Genomic DNA, 16,856 nt, shown 5'->3' on the forward strand with positions numbered 1-16,856 from the left:
AATAAAATCAAATTTATGTTTTATGCTCCCAAATAATATCCTCATTTGAATTATACCAATCCTCATATTGCGAAGTGTATTTTTTTTCAATTTCATTGCGTTTAATTTTCATTGTGGGTGTCATAAACCCGTTTTCAATTGTCCATTCATCTTTTACAATAATTGCTTTTTTCAGTTTTTCAAAGGAGTCTAAAGTTTCATTTATTTTAAAAATGATTTGCCTTAGCCCATTTTCTAAATCACGCTCTGCTTTATTTCGTCCCGCTTCCGAAAGCACTATTAAAGCAATTGGCTGAGGCAATCCTAATCCAACTACACATGCTTGTTCAATATCTGCATCATCCATTAAGTGCATTTCAATCGGTCCGGGCGCAACATATTTTCCTTTACTGGTTTTAAATAAATCTTTTACTCTTCCTGTGATAGTTAGAAATCTGTTTGCATCTCTTTCACCTTTATCACCGGTTTTAAAATATCCGTCTTCAGTAAATACTTCTTTCGTTAATTCCGGTTCTTTATAATATCCCAGCATCATCGCAGGATGTTTTATTTGTATCTCTCCTTCTTCACTAATACGTACATCTACCTTTGGTAAACTCTGACCAACTGATCCGGGCTTATCTCTTTCTTTTACATTCACATGGGAGTAGCATGCATCTTCCGTCATTGCATATGCTTGCTGAATTTGAATACCAATAGTTGAAAACCATCTAATTAATTCTTTGGAAATTGGAGCTGCTCCGGAAAATATATTTGTAGCATGAGTTAATCCGAGATTTGTTTTTATTTTCTTTTTTACTAATCCGTTTACAATTGGAATTTTTAAAAACAAGTCCAACTTTTTTTGTGGCAATTTTTCTAGAATTTTTTCCTGAAATTTTGCCCAGATTCTCGGCACTGCTAAAAAAATTGTTGGCTGAGTATCTGCAAGATTTTTTGGGAAAGATTCCAATGTTTCTGCGAATGAAACCATACCACCGGAATATAACGCTCCCATCTCAATCAATAATCTTTCAGCAATATGACACATGGGTAAATAGCTAAAAAATTTCTCGTTCTTGCCAGTATTAATTTCCGGCAATGCATAAGTTACTGCAAAAGCAAAATTGTAAAAAGAATGCATCACTCCTTTTGGTGTACCTGTAGTTCCGGAGGTGTACATGATGGTTGCCAAATCTTCAATGCTGCGTTTTTCACCACCAGTATAAGGTTCTACATTTTTAATGATATCATCCCAGTTCGGATATTCAGTAATTCCGTAAAAAGGATATGCAATGCATTTCATATCATTCGGAATGCCGGGTTTAAGATGCTTCCAATCATCTAATTTTCCTACAAATACTAATTTACTTTCGCTGTGTACTAATATTTGATTTAAGGTAACATGCGTAATATTTGGATAAATAGGAACGGATACATGTCCTGCCATCCATATTGCAAGATCACTTAAAATCCAATGCACACAATTTTTTGAAAGGATTGCAATTCTACTGCCCGGTTCCAATTGTAAAGAAATGAGATAAGTTGCCATTCGACGCACTTCATCACCACATTGTTTCCATGTATAATTTTTCCATTCACCATCAATTGGTTGTCGCATATAAATAGCATCCGCTTTTTCTTTTTCCCATTTGCTAAAAATTTCAAGTGGAGATAGTATAGTTAGATTTTCGCTCATTTTTCTGTATTGTTTTATCCTTAAAAATAAATGATTTTACTTTGATGTTAATATGAATGATATAACGAAGCGTACAGAAATCAGCAGCCTGGGAGAATTTGGGCTGATTGAACACCTTACAAAAAACATTGAATTAAAAAGTGCATTTACAGTTTGCGGTGTTGGAGATGATGCTGCAGTGATTGATAATAGCGGAAATCTTACTGTTGTTACAACAGATTTATTAATTGAAAATGTACATTTTGATTTGGCTTATACGCCATTAAAACATCTTGGATATAAAAGTATAATTGTGAATTTAAGTGATGTGTATGCAATGAATGCACGACCAAAACAAGTTACTGTTTCCATTGCTGTTTCGAATCGCTTTTCAGTGGAATCACTTGAGGAATTATATGAGGGAATTTATTTTGCATGCGATGAACATGGAGTGGATTTAGTGGGTGGTGATACATCATCTTCTTTATCCGGCCTTGTAATAAGTGTAACTGCAATTGGCGAAATAACAGAAGAAAAATTAAGTTATCGCAGCGGTGCAAAAACTGGTGACATCATATGTGTAAGTGGTGATCTCGGTGCTTCTTATGTAGGATTGCAAATGTTAGAACGTGAGAAACAAATATATTTGGAAAGTCCGGCAGTGCAACCTGACTTAGAAAATAAAAGCCATATTATTGGAAAGTTTTTAAAGCCCACTGCACGTAAAAACATTATTGATTTTTTTGAAAAAGAAAATATAATTCCCAATGCAATGATTGATGTTTCTGACGGTTTATCATCCGACCTACTGCATATTTGCAAACAGTCAAAATGTGGTGCGCATATTTATGAATCTAAACTTCCAATACTGGAAGAAACATATAATAGTGCTTTAAATTTCAATTTAGATCCGACGATGTGTGCTATGAGTGGCGGTGAAGATTATGAATTGTTATTTACCATTCCAACTAAAGATTTAAATAAAATAATGGAGAATCCTGCAATAACTATAATTGGAAAAATTGTTGATTTGGAAAATGGATGTATTCTTGAAACCAAAGGTGGATCTCAACATAAAATCACAGCACAAGGATGGACACATCTTTAAAAAAAAGAGGCTATATCAAATGAGATACAGCCTCTTCTTTTAAACTCTAAAATCGAAGTGCGTTAGTTCAGTAAGAACTTCGTAGAAAATAATTGTCCGTTAATAGTTACAACAGCAACATATAAACCCGTTGGCATACCGCTAATGTCAATAGCAATACCATTACTTGCAATTGCATTATCAATTCTTTTTTCCCAAACAGTTTGATTCAAATTATTTACAATACTTAATTGACTATATCCATCTACAGGAAGTGCAAACTGTAAATAGAAATTTCCATGATTAGGAGAAGGATATATCTCCAGACCTTGTTGTAAAATATTGTTATTCGCAATTGAAGATTGAGATGCATTTGAACCTTCACGTAAAACCGGATTCCATTTCGGACCATCCACAAAAAATATCTTAGCAATTGGATCTGTCAGCGCCCAGTCTCTTAGCAAGTTAGATTCTTTATTCTTACCCCCATTTGTAAGATGGTATCCACCACCATCGTCAGCAAAATCCTCTTCGCAATTCCAATATAATCCTTTAGAACTTGGGTTAACTCCATCTGCCCAAACATAAGGTCCCCAACCCATGAAAGGTGCTTTTTTACTACCACCTTTATATTTCAAATCCGGATCACCAAGAATTTGTCTTTCAATAGCCCATTTTACACCGAAGCCATTCCAGTAAGATCCCGGTTCAGAAACCACATCATAAAATGTTTTGATAGGATCTGCATATCCACCATAAACAGAACTCGTAATAAAAACCAATTTCAAATTTGGAAATTTTGCTTGCAGAACTCCCATCAGTATTTCATACTTATCTGCAATAGCTGATGGATGAAGAGGGAATTCCATAATGGTATCCACCTTAGAAGCTGTCTTAATCCAAACCACCTGCACTTGTGCCTGCGAAGAATTTTTACTTGCCAGTTTAGGAATAATCTCATCATCCCAATACCAGTTATTATAAGTAGTATCAATCATCATTTCAATTCCCTTAGCGCCAAGACATGCATTATTTAATGTTAAATAGGGGTTTACATTAGAAAGCGTATCAAAAATTTCCATAAAATGATTCCATGTATTACCAGCTGTGGATGCACCCATTCCAATAAAAAGTACTTTACCATTTACCCAATCTTCATTACCTAAAGAATCTAAAGGGACAATTGATCTTGCCATTTTTCTACCCGCCTTTAAATGAGAGGAAGGCATTGTATTTTGTCCACCGGGATATAATCCACCCTGCTCTCCAAGATAAGTACCCGCACCTAAATCAGTAAGTGGAATATTTCCTGTTGAATCATTATCGCATTGAACTTGTGCTTGCGCTAAACTTATAGCTGCTAAAAAAAGTAGTGTTAAATAGAGACTTTTCATGTTTTTTATTTATGATTGTTGTAATTATGTTTTATGAGGCGCTAAAGTTATCAATAAATCGGTTTGTAATAAATCGTCTGTTTATTTTAGTCGGCTCTGTGATATTTGCATTTTTTAAATTCACAATTTTTAATCAATCTATTTGTGACCAATAAGGAAAAAATAAAGGCTTACTTCAAGTGGCTATATCTTAATAAATGGTATGCATTCATTGGTGTATTTATAATATTGTTTTCTATTCTACTGGTTTTGCAACCCAATTTTATCGCAGGGGCCTTAGATGCATTACGCATTCCTTATGCAGTAGGTCTTACAATTGTAACAGTATTCTTTTTTATTCGGGGTAAAAAAATACTATCTACTTGCTGCGCAATTGCACTTTTAATATTAGCTCCCGGTGTATGGCCTTACTTCAAACCGGGGCAGGCGCCAATGGCAAACACTAAACAGGAACTCAGAAAAATTGAAGAAGTGAAATCAGATTTTAGTGTGGCCCACTTTAATGTAAAAGAAAATAATAAACGTATTGGAGCTGTTACAAGAAATGCATTGGAAACGAATGCGGATTTTATTTCTTTTCAGGAAATAAAAACCATTACTCTTGATTCAATAGATTTAATACTGAAAGAAACTTATCCCTATTCCATTTCCGATTTAAGTATTCCCGGATTTGGTATGGCGGTTTATTCTAAATATCCTATTAAAGAAAGTGAAGTAATTATTCAACGTGATTTTCCGATATTATATGGAGTGGTTAACATTAAAAACCGTCAGGTACATTTTATTTCTGCAACCACTTCAACACCAACAAGTGAAAAGGGATATACAAATCAGATAAAACAATTTAAATTAATTGCAGAATATAGTAATTCAATTGACTCTGCATTGGTGGTAATGGGCGATATGAATGCTGTGCCCTGGAGTACGCAAATTACGGAGTTTCTTAAATCAACGGATTTACTTGATAGCAGAAAAGATTTGAGTGGCACATTTCCTGCGCAATCTGTTTTTGTAAAAATTCCAATTGATTATATTTTTCACTCACCTGAATTATTTTGTCCCGGTTTTGCAACCACCGGAAATACATCAAGCAATCATTTGGGTATAATTGGTTTTTATACTTTTAAGAAAGTAAAAAGACCAGTATAATTTCACAATCATATGAAGAAATTTATTCGCAAAGAACAAAAAAGATTTAGTGATGCCGCTAAAGGATTGTTGGTATTTTTAAGTTCAGCAGAACACGCCATTTTTCATAGTTTCGCTGCATGCATTACAATTATTGCAGCATGGTATTTTTGTGTAAGTACGATTGAATGGTTGTTAATAATTCTATGTATTGGGTTCGTATTTTTTGCAGAGGCAGTGAATGAAAGTATTGAATGTCTTGCAGATTTTATTTATAAGGAGCAACATCCGGATATCGGAAAAATAAAAGATATTGCCGCTGGTGCAGTATTAGTGGCAGCAATTACATCTGCAGTTATTGGAATTATTATTTTTCTCCCAAAAATTATTGAACAATTAAATTAAACGCAAGGCCTCTTCCACATCCTGCAACAATACATCTGTTTGTTCAATGCCTGTATAAAATCTGATAAAATTTATAGGATACTGTGTATGAGCAGAAGCACATGCAGGAAACACTAACGATTCATGACCACCCCAGGAAACTGCTAACAGAAATCGCTTTAATGCATTACAAAACAATTCTATTTTTTGCTGATCATTTGTTTTTAATAACATAGAAAATAATCCGCTGCTGTTTTTCATTTGTTGCAAAGCAAGTGTATGTTGGTCATGCGATGGATGATGCGGATAAATTATTTTTTCAACTTTAGGATGTTGTGCAAGATAATGCGTTAAGGCTTTCGCATTGGCAGCACTCCTTTCTAAACGCAATTCAAGTGTGCGCAATCCTCGTAATAATAACCAGGCATCATGTGGTGAAGGAATGGCACCAAAACACATAAATTCATTTTTAAATATTGCAGCAATAGTTTCTTTATCAGCACATAAAACTCCTGCCACTACATCACTATGACCTGCAAGATATTTTGTGGCTGTATGCATCACAATATCTACTCCTAATACATGTGGATTTTGAAATAATGGTGTTGTATAACTATTGTCAATTATAGTTCTGATCTTTTTTGCTTTTGCAAGTGATGTTACTGCTTTTATATCTTGCAATTCCAAAAGAAAAGTATTGGGACTTTCTAAAAAAATAAGTGTGGTATTTTTTTGAATTGCATGTTCAAAATTTTTTGTTTCTCTGCCATCCACATACGTTATTGTAATTCCAAATCGCACTAATATTTCATCTAATAAATACTTTGTCCAACTATATGGATTTCTTACACAAACCACATGATCGCCTTGCTTTACCACATGCATAACAGCAGCCGCAACAGCAGCTACTCCGCTGGAAAATAATAATGCATCTTCCGTTTGTTCCAATGCGGCAATTTTTTTTCTTACAATTTCTACTGTCGGATTATTTCCTCTAGTATATAAATGCGAAGTCATTTCCTGTTGCATTGCATTGCGCAAATCCTCAACTGTCGGAAATGCGAAATTGCTGGTTTGCACAATTGGTGGAGTTACTGCATTAAAATAATTACTGCGTTCTTCTCCCAAAGAATTTATTATATACGAAATATCCATAGTAGATTTTTTTCAAATGTAATACTGCAAACATTTAAAAAAAGAATCCCGCTCCCTAACAGGAGCGGGATCAGGCATACTCAAAGAAAGACAACCGTAATTGGTTTCGTTGCTCAAACTTTTTAGGTTTGAAATAAGCTTATGTCCTCTTTTTAGTAAACCTTTGTTTAATGGGAGACCAACCTAAAATTGATTCCATGAATATATACATCATAGGTATCATTATCCAAAATTGTCTTGTTGCTCCCGCAATAATTCCCAATACTATCATAATGCCATAGCGCATAATGATTTCATCGAATTTAAGATTGTTTTCAAATTTCATAATATGCCCTTTTTAATTTGATTACGATTCAAAGATTAAATAATTATTTAAAAAAACTAGTGACTTTACTCATCTTAATAGTGCTGATATTTATAAACCGGATTTCAACAAAATAGTTGAGAGCCTTCGTGCAGCTATGGATGGCACAGATGTTCCGTCATTAATAGCAGATAAATAATTTTCTTTCAATTGTAAATTTTTTGTATTTGCTAATAATGAAAGCACAATTTCATTTTGCAATGTAGCATTAAACCACTCTATGCGTTGTTGTTTTCTATTATTATTAAAATATCCGTTGGTCTTGGTAATTGTTTCAAATTCCTGAATCAAATTCCATATTGTTTCAATACCTGTATTTTCCAAAGCAGAACAAGTAGTAACTTTTGGAATCCATCCTGACTCACTTGCAGAAAATAAATGCAAAGCACGTTTCATATCCATTCTGCTTAATTCGGCATTTTGCAAATTTTTTCCATCAGCTTTATTTATAGCAACCAAATCTGCCATTTCCATAATACCTCTTTTAATTCCCTGCAATTCATCACCTGCTCCTGAAATCATCAGCAATAAAAAAAAATCTGTCATGGAATGCACAGCCACTTCACTCTGACCAACACCAACAGTTTCCACTAATATCACATTATAACCTGCCGCTTCCAGCAACAGAATTGTTTCTCTGGTTTTTGCTGCAACACCTCCTTGTGTTATACCCGAAGGCGTTGGACGAATAAATACATCAGGATGTGCAGATAATTTTTCCATCCTTGTTTTATCACCCAAAATACTGCCTTTACTTTTTTGACTGCTCGGATCTATCGCCAATACAGCAATGCGTTTATCTTGTTGTAAAATAATATTTCCCAATGCTTCAATAAATGTGCTTTTACCCGCACCGGGCACACCGGTAATTCCAATGCGCAAAGAATTACCCGCATGTGGTAAACAACCAGTTAGAATTTCTTCGGCTAATAATTGATGTTTTGATGAATGACTTTCTATCAGCGTAATTGCACGAGCTAACACAGATTTATTCCCTGAAATAATATTTTGTACAAAATCTTTTGCTGATAAATTTTCCATACTTGAAAAACAATTTGCTAAAATAAAAATCCCTTCGCCAATTTCTTGTGAAGGGATTCGTATATTTTATTTTAAAAATTAGAATGGATTAAAAGAAACACCAATTTCCATTGGGAAACCGGTTGGTCCTTCGCCCTCATTAAATAATTCACTTAATCCATAAAATGCCTGAATATTTACAGCACCATAACCAATTCTCAATGTAGGTCCATATCTAAACATATTAAGTGCTTCATAGCGGAAAATTTTTACTTTAACATCTGTTGGTCCATTAAAAATAATATCATCTCCCACATATTTTGTTTTGTTTGTAAACTGCCAACCGCCTTTAAATCCGGCAGCAATTTTAAAACTATTGCCTTTACTATCCGGCAAGGAACGATAACGGAATTCGATAGGCACTTCCAACAATCCTAATGCAATTTTATTTTTCTTCACATTTACAAATTCATCTATTATACTCACTTGCACCACATCGGTACTATCTTCTACAAATAATGCATTGTTATAATAATTAGAAGTTGAATAACCTACGCCTGGAGCAAAGCTGAACTGATTATTTTTATCTAGAGGAATATCATAAAAAAAGTGAAATCCTATACCGCTGGAAAATGCATTTATTTTTAATGAATCAGCGTGATTGAGCCAACCATCCCAATGGATATTAAAAACTAAACGATCACGATCAATATCCGGACGATTACTCGCATCAATCTCTTGTGCCACAAGTGGTGTTGCAAAGGCACAAATCAAAATAGGTATCAAAAATCTTTTCATTATGAATAGCATTTTTTTTGGTAATGCGTAAAAATAGGGATTAAACAAGTAAATCGGCAATATAGTGTCTCTTAACATTGAATAGAATTTTTGAACAATTAAAACAAAATTCAGTTTGTATTTAATCACTACTAAAAAAGTTTTTATCATTGCGAATAAATTTTTCTTAATAACATACTATTATTTAACTTTCAAAATATATTTTTATGAAGAGGCATATCCTAATAATTTCCGGTTGTTGCATCATTCTAACTTCCTGCGTTTCTCAAAAGAAATATGGCGGTTTGGAAACTCAATATCGGGATACACAAACATTACTTATCGCCGCAAATGATCAACTCAGTTCGACAACTGCAGATCTGAATGCATGTTTATCAGAAAAATCCCAATTGTCGAGCAATATAAATTTATTGAACGATCAGATAGTTTATCTCAAGTCCTCCAATCAGGATTTGATAATACAAATTGGAAATATGACCACCCTAACAACCAAAGGAGCAGAGAATCTTGAAAAATCTTTGGAAAGTATGCGTGAAAAAGATTTAACTATTATGCGCCTTCAGGATGCAGTAAATAGAAAAGATTCTGTAACGCTTGCTTTAGTTACAAGTCTGAAAGGTGTTTTGGGAAATATGAATGATGAAGATATTGTAATCAATGTGGAGAAAGGTGTGGTATTTATTTCTATTTCCGACAAATTATTGTTTGAAAGTGGAAGTTATAAAGTAACCGATAAAGCCAAAGAAGTATTAGGTAAAGTAGCAACAGTAGTAAACAATAAACCGGAATTTGAATTTATGGTGGAAGGCCATACAGATGATGTGCCTATTAGTAAACCGGGTATTCAGGATAACTGGGATTTGAGTGTACTACGTGCAACTGCAGTAGTTCGGATTTTGCAAGAACAGTATAACGTAAACCCTGCACGTATGACTGCCGCCGGAAGAAGTTACTATGTACCCGTTGCTGAAAACGATACACCGGAAAATAAAAGTCTTAATCGCAGAACACGCATTGTTATATTACCAAAACTCGATCAGTTTTATTCAATGATTGAGGAAGGTCTTGATGAAATGTCCACGAAAACAGATGAGTAATTTTTGATAGAAAAAATTTTAGTAGAAAAACACTTGAGAAAATCTTAAGTGTTTTTTTTTGGATTGAAGTGGGCCCACCTGGGATCGAACCAGGGACCACCTGATTATGAGTCAGGTGCTCTAACCGTCTGAGCTATAGGCCCTCCTGTTTTAGCAGGACTGCAAATGTAAAACGAAAAAATTATTTGTTGTGCATTTGCACTACATCTTCAATCGGATGCCTTGGAACATCATGCATTTCAGTATCAGTATTTCCAACATATAACAATCCCATGCATAAGTCTTTTTCATCAAGTCCCATAAAATCTTTTATACTCGCATGATTCAGCATACCGCCTGTACTCCAAAAAGTGGCAACGCCATAAGCGAAGGCTGTTAACTGCATATTTTGTACTGCACAACTTACAGCGGCAATTTCTTCCCACTCCGGAATTTTTTCTGTCGGCTGCCGATGCATACCAATTAAAATAACATAATTAGAATCCAAAACTTGCTCAGATAATTTATTGAATTTATTCTCATTAAATTTTTCAGGCGGAGTTGATTCTTTATATAATTGTTCTCGCAGTGTTGCAAATTTTTGTAATGCCTCTCCACTTAAAACCACAAATCTCCATGGCTGTGTAAGTGCATGTGTGGGTGCCCATCGTGCATTCTCCAACATTTGTTGAATTATTTCCGGCGACACAGTTGTTTTGTTAAATGCTGCGGGTTTAATTGTGCGACGGTGTCGAATCAAATGGTTAATCATTTCTGTATTGTATTGCATTGTTCCTTTCATTTTATCTTTGAAGCAAATGTATTCAAACAAAAATATGTATAGCGCACTATTTTGTCTGCTGACGATAATAGTATCCGGTTGTAAAAACCAAACACAATCACAACAGGAAGAAGAGCCTGAAGAATATAAATACTATGCTGATTGGTCTATTGATTTGGAGTATATGGAATCAGGATGCAACGGTGGTTATGATTGTATTAAATCTTTAGATCATCCAAAATTTATTAGTGTAGATAAAGTAGATTTTATTCAAGATGATGATTTGGTAATCGGATTAAAAATGGGTAATGAAGTGCGTTGTTATCCGCATGCAATTTTAGACTGGCATGAAATAGTAAATGATAATATTGCTGCAATTGATTTTAGTATTAATTATTGTCCGCTCACAGGTTCGGGTATGGCATGGGACAGAATGATAAATGGTAAGCTCACTGAATTTGGTGTTTCAGGTTTGTTATATAATAGCAATGTAATTCCATACGACAGAGAAACAGGATCGCATTGGAGTCAGATGGAACAGAAATGTGTGAACGGAGAATTGTATAAACAAAAAGCAAAAACATATCCTGTTATTGAAACCAGTTGGAAAACATGGAAAGCATTATATCCGGATAGCAAAGTTGTTTCTACTGAAACGGGTTTTACAAGAGACTATGGCGAATATCCCTATTATGATTATAGAGAAAATACAGATGTTTTTTTTCCTACGGAATTTGAAAATGATACCTTACATCCTAAAGAAAGAGTGTATGGTGTTCTTGAAAATGACGATGCTGTTGTTTACAGATTTTCTGATTTTAAAAATGGAATGGAAATTAAAATGGATACACTTTCCGACAAACCAGTAATTGTTGTTGGAAGTACTGATGATAATTTTATTGTTGTGTTTGAAAATACAATTAATGGAAAAAGTATTTCTCCAAAAATTGCAAAAAATAAATTACCCGGAATTATAGAAGACAATGATGGAAATGTATTTGATATTTTTGGTTTTTGTATTAGTGGACCTGCAAAAGGCAGCAGACTTCAACCGATGAATGGATTTATAGCTTACTGGTTTGCATGGGCAGCTTTTTATCCGGAGGTAGAAATAAAATAATTTTCGCTTTTTAAAATTATATTTTATGTTTGTTTCTAAATTCTTCAATATGAAAACATGCATTTCTCTTTTTACAATTTATTCTACCTTAGGCAATAAGATAAAAGAAGGCATTTTAATTGGTAATGAAATTGATGTAGCAAATTTACCTTCAGGTTCATATTCTATAAAACTTACTACACACACTGATTTAATTACGCTTCAATTTATAAAGCTATGAGCCGACTTCACCAATATAGTATGGCTGCTGTTTGTTTTCTGGGAGTTAATAAATTGATAGGGCAAGTTATCTATCAGGATATAGAACCTGATATTGTAGTAGATAAATTTAGTGATATTCAATATCTTGATATTAATGCAGATGGTGTGGATGATTTTGAAGTAACTTGGGGACAATTGGATTATTATTTGGGAACAGGAACAATTTATATTTATCAAAGAGGCCCTGGAATTATAGCAAATAATTTTCCTTATAATGAAGTTGCCGGAAATGTATTTACAAACTCAGTTGCAGTTCATGGCTATGCATTCAAATTATATGAAGAAAGTTTAATTGATGAAGGTGTAGCAATGGCAGAAGGTGATGCAATGTTTCTATGTGGCAGAGAGTATTGGATTAATTATACACCTTCATGGTTTAAAAGCGAAATAGGTTATTGGGCTGGCGAGGTGCACGATAAATACCTTGGCTTTCGGTTTACAGATGAAGAAGAACAATTACATTACGGCTGGATGCGCTGCGATGCACCCGACAGCGGAAGAGTTTTTATTATTAAAGATTTTGCTTATGAGTTGCAGAATGGCGTAGGTATTATCGCAGGAGATACAGTGGGTGTTACACAAATATTTTCTCCGCAATTAATTAGCTTTTCTATTTATCCGAATCCAGTAAATGATGTATTTATATTGAAACATTATTCTGCTGAAAATTATGTTTTGGAAATTATAGATTTTACCGGGCGCATTGTATTAAAAACAATTATTTCAGAACCTGAAAGTGAAATTAAAGTTGAAAATTTTTCATCAGGTTCTTACGCTGTTATATTGAGAAATAAAGAAAATGAAATTATCGGCACAAGAAAACTCTTTAAATTATAATATCATTTTTGATCTGCAATTTATTAATGATATCTCAAATATTTTTCAGACAGATTTCTGAATAATATTTTTTAAGAAAATGAAATTTAATATATAGAGTAATCAATTATTCCACCGTTCTTCCACCCACAGTTTTTGAAGTAGTTTCACTTTCATCAATTTGTTGCAGATTAATTAAAAGCGTTGCAACTGATGCACCTTCAGAAGTATAAAAATCACTTCCTGCATATTGCACAATTCCATTGCGTCCATCCCAATCTTTTGCCATCAAAGTATATTGACCGCCATAACCGGGGTTAGGTGCAAATCGTAAAAAACTACCATCGGCATCAAAACTTATCATTATCTGATTGCCCTCTCTTCCAACTGCAACACCCGGTGTACCACTTTCAATAATTACTTCTTCTGCTCTGCGTCCATCAATAATTTTTATTTCACCGCCTACCACATCCACAGTCGCATTATCCAGATAGTGATATAAAATAATATCGTTGGAAACATAAAACTGAATTTTTTTTATTTGCTCATTTAGCTGCGCATCTTTGGCAAGGCTTTGTGTATAAGGAATTAAATCGGATGTGCAGGAAGCAAGAATAAGGGTGATAATTGAAAGTAAAAAAGATGTTTTCATATAAAATTGTTTTCTGCGCAAAGGACAAGAATAATGCCATCCAACTTATCAACCCAAACCATTTTTAAATTGCGCTGTTTGATAAGCCGTTAATTACTTTCAACTTTACGCAATGAATAAAAACGAGCGGCTCATCGTATTCCTGTTAGCGGCAATCAACTTCACACATATATTAGACTTTATGATTATGATGCCGCTCGGTCCGCAACTGATGCGCATCTTTGATTTATCTCCTGCACAATTCGCTGTGCTCGTTTCAGCTTATACCTTCAGTGCATTCTTCTCAGGATTAATTGCGGCATTTTTTGTTGATCGCTTTGATAGAAAAAAAGTGTTGTTGTTTGGATATAGCGGATTTATAATCGGCACCTTGGGATGTGCAATTGCACCTGATTATTTTTCATTAATGGCTGCTCGTGTTATGGCCGGTTTATTCGGTGGATTAATAGGCGCACAAGTGTTGAGTATTATCGGCGATACATTTCCATTTCAGCGTCGGGGTGCCGCAATGGGATCATTAACTGCGGCATTTTCTTTAGCATCTGTTTTGGGTGTTCCCTTCGGTTTATTTCTTGCAAACATTACAAGCTGGCATGCGCCATTTTATTTAGTTGGAGCATTAGCATTTATTGTTTTAATTTTTGTTTGGAAATTCATTCCGCCAATGGCGTCGCACTTGGAAAATTATACGCAGAAAAAATTCTTTCATGTATATACAAATATTATTGCAGACAAAAATCAACAACGTGCTATATTGCTGAGTATCATAATGATGTTTGGGCATTTCAGTATCATTCCTTTCCTTGCAAAATATATGGTGAGTAATGTGGGATTCTCTGAACAGGAAATTACTTATATCTATCTAATCGGTGGCGGATTAACCATTTTTACTGCACCACTTATCGGCAGACTATCTGATCGCAAAGGCAAGTTTCCAATATTCGCATTGTTTTGTTTACTAACTCTAATTCCTGTTTTTGTAATTACCAATATGCCACCATTACCATTGGCACTTGCATTAGTTGCCACTTCTATTTTCTTTGTATTTGTAAGTGGTAGAATGGTGCCAATGCAGGCAATGATTACCAGTGTAGTTCCCAACAAACAACGTGGTGGATTTATGAGTATTAATTCTTCTATTGTGCAATTAGGTTCCGGATTGGCATCACTCATGGCAGGATTAATAATTGTTGAAAATGGCGATGGCAGTTTGCGCTATTATAATATTGTAGGATACATTGCAATTGCTTTTACTTTCGTTGCAATTATTATTGCTAAAAAATTAAAACCAGTGAATGAACATTTAAAACCGGAAGAAATTTTACCGCCAAGTTTACAGGAAATTACAGAGCCGATTTGATAACCGGATTACAATTCACATTTTTTATTACACGTAGAACTACGGAGTTTTTACACTGAGAAGCACGAAGTTTTTTTACACTGAGAAGCACGGAGGTTTACTCGGAGAACCACGGAGATTAAATTTTTTCTCAGTTATACTCAATGATTTCTTTGTGTTATTCCTATGTTTAATTTTTTACTTTTTACACAGAGGAGCACGGAGGTTATCTGGGGGTGTTTGAGACCACGGAGGTTATTTTTTCTTTGTGTAACTCAGTGTTATCTCTGTGTTGCTCTGTGTAATTCTTTTTTATTTACACGGAGGATCACGAAGTTTTTCACGGAGGACCATGGAGTATATATTTTTTCTCTGTTTAACTCAGTGATATCTCTGTGTAGGGGCGCATGGAGTATATATTTTTTCTCTGTTTAACTCAGTGATATCTCTGTGTTGCTCTGTGTAATTTTTTTTATTTACACGGAGGATCACGAAGTTTTTCACGAAGGACCATGGAGTATATATTTTTTCTCTGTGTAACTCAGTAATATCTCTGTGTTGCTCTGTGTAATTTTTTCAACCCTCCCCAAACTCCACCAACTTTTCTTTTAAAAACTCTTTTGAATTATCAATTACAATTTCTGCCCACACAGGATAATGATCCGACATCTGATTTTTGCGCCATGTGTTTTTAAAATATTTTTTTTGATTCTCTGCTACTGTTAAATCTGTACTTCCTCCGTACACCTTTTGCATTTCAAGAACATATTTAGAAAAACTCTCTTCTCTATAAATATGATTAAAGAAATTAAAAACTCCACCGCTATCCTGTTGTTCAGTATTTTTTACAAAATGAAAATATTTATTTATATAAAAAAACAAACGATCATACATTTGTGTGCCCGTTGCATTCGTATCCTTTCCTATCAACGATTCTAATTCAATAAAACCATTGCTGCTAAATAATTCCACTGTTGGTTTATCATTCAGATTATTTCCAATCGGATGATATAAATTCATATCGCCGGTTATAATAATATTATCCGACCACAAATGTTTGCTCTTTATTTTATGCGCAATTGCCTGTAACAATAAAGACACTTCTTCCAATCGCCATATTTTATCGTCTTCACCATCACCCGGATGCAAATGCAAATTCACGATTTCAAATTGTTTCCATCCACTTATAAATCCTGTGATATAAGGAGTGCGTTTCAGTTGTTTAATTGCACTGTTTTTTGTAAGGTCATCCCACAATATTATTTCGCCTGCCAATCCTGATAGCTGCACTCTTTTTTTATTATAGATATATCCCGATCTTTCACTATTGCCATCTCTGCCTTCTGTAATATCATTAATCATATACGCCCAATCTTTGCCGAGTAGTCGCATAATTATTTCCAGATCTTTCAACGTAGATTTTATTTCCTGAATAGCGACTATATCAAAGCGATTAATTATTTCAGCAATATAAAAATAGGACTCGGGCAGTCGCTGAGTAGTATGTCCAAACTCCTTTAAATTCCAGGTGCCAATAATTAAATTAGATTCAGTTCTTCGAGTTGGAAACTCTTTATCTAATGCTTCAATTAATATTAAAAGATTTTCGATACAGCGCATTTTTTCTATATAAGTCATTTCAGGAAAAACCAATGCAAAATTTTTCTTTTTATCATCACTGATAGGACGCAGATCATTATACCAAGGCATAACAAATAATTTTTGTGTTAACTGAATTGCAACACAAGGTAAAAGATATTTTTGATAATGAATTTAAACTATCATGATAGACACAATGCAAAGCTCAATAACAACAATGCTTTT

The 16,856-nt window shown here is 34.2% G+C and carries 16 protein-coding genes and 1 tRNA gene; 8 read left to right on the plus strand and 9 right to left on the minus strand.

Annotated features, from left to right (window positions below):
* Nucleotides 1–13: 13 nt before the first annotated feature.
* Entirely contained in the window at nt 14–1,678 is a 1,665-nt protein-coding gene (locus IPN31_03455) for an AMP-binding protein (GenBank protein ID MBK8680958.1), read from the minus strand.
* A gap of 52 nt (nt 1,679–1,730) precedes the next feature.
* Between IPN31_03455 and thiL the strand changes: the two genes are divergently transcribed.
* Entirely contained in the window at nt 1,731–2,765 is a 1,035-nt protein-coding gene (gene thiL / locus IPN31_03460; GenBank protein MBK8680959.1) for a thiamine-phosphate kinase, read from the plus strand.
* A 62-nt stretch (nt 2,766–2,827) separates the two neighbouring features.
* Here the strand turns inward: thiL and IPN31_03465 are convergent, their stop codons facing one another.
* The gene (locus IPN31_03465) at nt 2,828–4,138 is read right to left on the minus strand and encodes a T9SS type A sorting domain-containing protein (GenBank protein ID MBK8680960.1); all 1,311 of its coding nucleotides are present in this window, start codon (nt 4,136–4,138) and stop codon (nt 2,828–2,830) included.
* A gap of 144 nt (nt 4,139–4,282) precedes the next feature.
* On the opposite strand from IPN31_03465, the gene IPN31_03470 reads away from it, so the two are divergent.
* The gene (locus IPN31_03470) at nt 4,283–5,287 is read left to right on the plus strand and encodes an endonuclease/exonuclease/phosphatase family protein (GenBank protein ID MBK8680961.1); all 1,005 of its coding nucleotides are present in this window, start codon (nt 4,283–4,285) and stop codon (nt 5,285–5,287) included.
* Between the two features lie 12 nt (nt 5,288–5,299).
* Nucleotides 5,300–5,671, plus strand: a complete 372-nt coding sequence (locus tag IPN31_03475; protein ID MBK8680962.1) for a diacylglycerol kinase family protein — start codon at nt 5,300–5,302, stop codon at nt 5,669–5,671.
* Here IPN31_03475 and IPN31_03480 read toward each other — a convergent pair.
* The 3 genes from IPN31_03480 to IPN31_03490 all read right to left on the minus strand — a co-directional run bounded on the left by IPN31_03480 (nt 5,663) and on the right by IPN31_03490 (nt 8,987).
* Entirely contained in the window at nt 5,663–6,805 is a 1,143-nt protein-coding gene (locus IPN31_03480; protein MBK8680963.1) for an aminotransferase class I/II-fold pyridoxal phosphate-dependent enzyme, read from the minus strand. The genes IPN31_03475 and IPN31_03480 overlap by 9 nt on opposite strands.
* Before the next feature lie 415 nt (nt 6,806–7,220).
* Nucleotides 7,221–8,210 carry a methylmalonyl Co-A mutase-associated GTPase MeaB gene (meaB, locus tag IPN31_03485; protein MBK8680964.1) on the minus strand — a complete coding sequence of 330 codons (990 nt, stop codon included), beginning with the start codon at nt 8,208–8,210 and terminating at the stop codon, nt 7,221–7,223.
* Nucleotides 8,211–8,288: 78 nt separating this feature from the next.
* On the minus strand, nt 8,289–8,987 hold the full coding sequence (locus IPN31_03490) for an outer membrane beta-barrel protein (GenBank protein MBK8680965.1): 699 nt from the start codon (nt 8,985–8,987) through the stop codon (nt 8,289–8,291).
* A gap of 206 nt (nt 8,988–9,193) precedes the next feature.
* On the opposite strand from IPN31_03490, the gene IPN31_03495 reads away from it, so the two are divergent.
* A complete protein-coding gene (locus IPN31_03495; protein ID MBK8680966.1) occupies nt 9,194–10,084 on the plus strand; it encodes a flagellar motor protein MotB in 891 nt (296 codons plus the stop codon).
* 69 nt (nt 10,085–10,153) lie between these two features.
* On the opposite strand, the gene IPN31_03500 is transcribed toward IPN31_03495, so the two are convergent.
* Together IPN31_03500 and IPN31_03505 are read right to left on the minus strand one after the other, a co-directional pair.
* Nucleotides 10,154–10,227, minus strand: a tRNA-Ile gene (locus IPN31_03500).
* 38 nt (nt 10,228–10,265) lie between these two features.
* A complete protein-coding gene (locus IPN31_03505; GenBank protein MBK8680967.1) occupies nt 10,266–10,865 on the minus strand; it encodes a nitroreductase in 600 nt (199 codons plus the stop codon).
* A 34-nt stretch (nt 10,866–10,899) separates the two neighbouring features.
* Between IPN31_03505 and IPN31_03510 the strand changes: the two genes are divergently transcribed.
* The 3 genes from IPN31_03510 to IPN31_03520 are packed head-to-tail and all read left to right on the plus strand — an operon-like array spanning nt 10,900 to nt 13,062.
* Nucleotides 10,900–11,964, plus strand: coding sequence for a DUF3179 domain-containing protein (locus IPN31_03510; GenBank protein ID MBK8680968.1), 1,065 nt, complete (start codon nt 10,900–10,902; stop codon nt 11,962–11,964).
* A 49-nt stretch (nt 11,965–12,013) separates the two neighbouring features.
* Entirely contained in the window at nt 12,014–12,184 is a 171-nt protein-coding gene (locus tag IPN31_03515; protein MBK8680969.1) for a T9SS type A sorting domain-containing protein, read from the plus strand.
* Nucleotides 12,181–13,062: a T9SS type A sorting domain-containing protein gene (locus tag IPN31_03520; protein MBK8680970.1), complete on the plus strand. Its 882-nt coding sequence runs from the start codon at nt 12,181–12,183 to the stop codon at nt 13,060–13,062. Before IPN31_03515 ends, IPN31_03520 begins: the two co-directional genes overlap by 4 nt.
* A gap of 106 nt (nt 13,063–13,168) precedes the next feature.
* Here the strand turns inward: IPN31_03520 and IPN31_03525 are convergent, their stop codons facing one another.
* On the minus strand, nt 13,169–13,693 hold the full coding sequence (locus tag IPN31_03525) for a hypothetical protein (protein ID MBK8680971.1): 525 nt from the start codon (nt 13,691–13,693) through the stop codon (nt 13,169–13,171).
* A gap of 112 nt (nt 13,694–13,805) precedes the next feature.
* Here IPN31_03525 and IPN31_03530 point away from each other — a divergent pair, with 112 nt between their 5' ends.
* Nucleotides 13,806–15,053, plus strand: a complete 1,248-nt coding sequence (locus IPN31_03530) for an MFS transporter (protein MBK8680972.1) — start codon at nt 13,806–13,808, stop codon at nt 15,051–15,053.
* A gap of 555 nt (nt 15,054–15,608) precedes the next feature.
* Here the strand turns inward: IPN31_03530 and IPN31_03535 are convergent.
* Nucleotides 15,609–16,742 (minus strand): endonuclease/exonuclease/phosphatase family protein, encoded by a 1,134-nt coding sequence (locus IPN31_03535; GenBank protein MBK8680973.1) that lies wholly within the window; start codon nt 16,740–16,742, stop codon nt 15,609–15,611.
* Nucleotides 16,743–16,856 lie beyond the last annotated feature (114 nt).

It is taken from the genome of Bacteroidota bacterium (genome assembly GCA_016715425.1).
In the GTDB taxonomy this organism is placed as follows: domain Bacteria; phylum Bacteroidota; class Bacteroidia; order Chitinophagales; family BACL12; genus JADKAC01.

What these genes read in the sequence shown, in the direction of transcription:
- IPN31_03455 (MBK8680958.1), bottom strand. Translation starts at nt 1,678, where the DNA reads ATGAGCGAAAATCTAACTATACTATCTCCACTTGAAATTTTTAGCAAA.
- thiL (MBK8680959.1), top strand. Translation starts at nt 1,731, where the DNA reads ATGAATGATATAACGAAGCGTACAGAAATCAGCAGCCTGGGAGAATTT.
- IPN31_03465 (MBK8680960.1), bottom strand. Translation starts at nt 4,138, where the DNA reads ATGAAAAGTCTCTATTTAACACTACTTTTTTTAGCAGCTATAAGTTTA.
- IPN31_03475 (MBK8680962.1), top strand. Translation starts at nt 5,300, where the DNA reads ATGAAGAAATTTATTCGCAAAGAACAAAAAAGATTTAGTGATGCCGCT.
- IPN31_03480 (MBK8680963.1), bottom strand. Translation starts at nt 6,805, where the DNA reads ATGGATATTTCGTATATAATAAATTCTTTGGGAGAAGAACGCAGTAAT.
- meaB (MBK8680964.1), bottom strand. Translation starts at nt 8,210, where the DNA reads ATGGAAAATTTATCAGCAAAAGATTTTGTACAAAATATTATTTCAGGG.
- IPN31_03490 (MBK8680965.1), bottom strand. Translation starts at nt 8,987, where the DNA reads ATGAAAAGATTTTTGATACCTATTTTGATTTGTGCCTTTGCAACACCA.
- IPN31_03495 (MBK8680966.1), top strand. Translation starts at nt 9,194, where the DNA reads ATGAAGAGGCATATCCTAATAATTTCCGGTTGTTGCATCATTCTAACT.
- IPN31_03505 (MBK8680967.1), bottom strand. Translation starts at nt 10,865, where the DNA reads ATGAAAGGAACAATGCAATACAATACAGAAATGATTAACCATTTGATT.
- IPN31_03510 (MBK8680968.1), top strand. Translation starts at nt 10,900, where the DNA reads ATGTATAGCGCACTATTTTGTCTGCTGACGATAATAGTATCCGGTTGT.
- IPN31_03515 (MBK8680969.1), top strand. Translation starts at nt 12,014, where the DNA reads ATGAAAACATGCATTTCTCTTTTTACAATTTATTCTACCTTAGGCAAT.
- IPN31_03520 (MBK8680970.1), top strand. Translation starts at nt 12,181, where the DNA reads ATGAGCCGACTTCACCAATATAGTATGGCTGCTGTTTGTTTTCTGGGA.
- IPN31_03525 (MBK8680971.1), bottom strand. Translation starts at nt 13,693, where the DNA reads ATGAAAACATCTTTTTTACTTTCAATTATCACCCTTATTCTTGCTTCC.
- IPN31_03530 (MBK8680972.1), top strand. Translation starts at nt 13,806, where the DNA reads ATGAATAAAAACGAGCGGCTCATCGTATTCCTGTTAGCGGCAATCAAC.
- IPN31_03535 (MBK8680973.1), bottom strand. Translation starts at nt 16,742, where the DNA reads ATGCCTTGGTATAATGATCTGCGTCCTATCAGTGATGATAAAAAGAAA.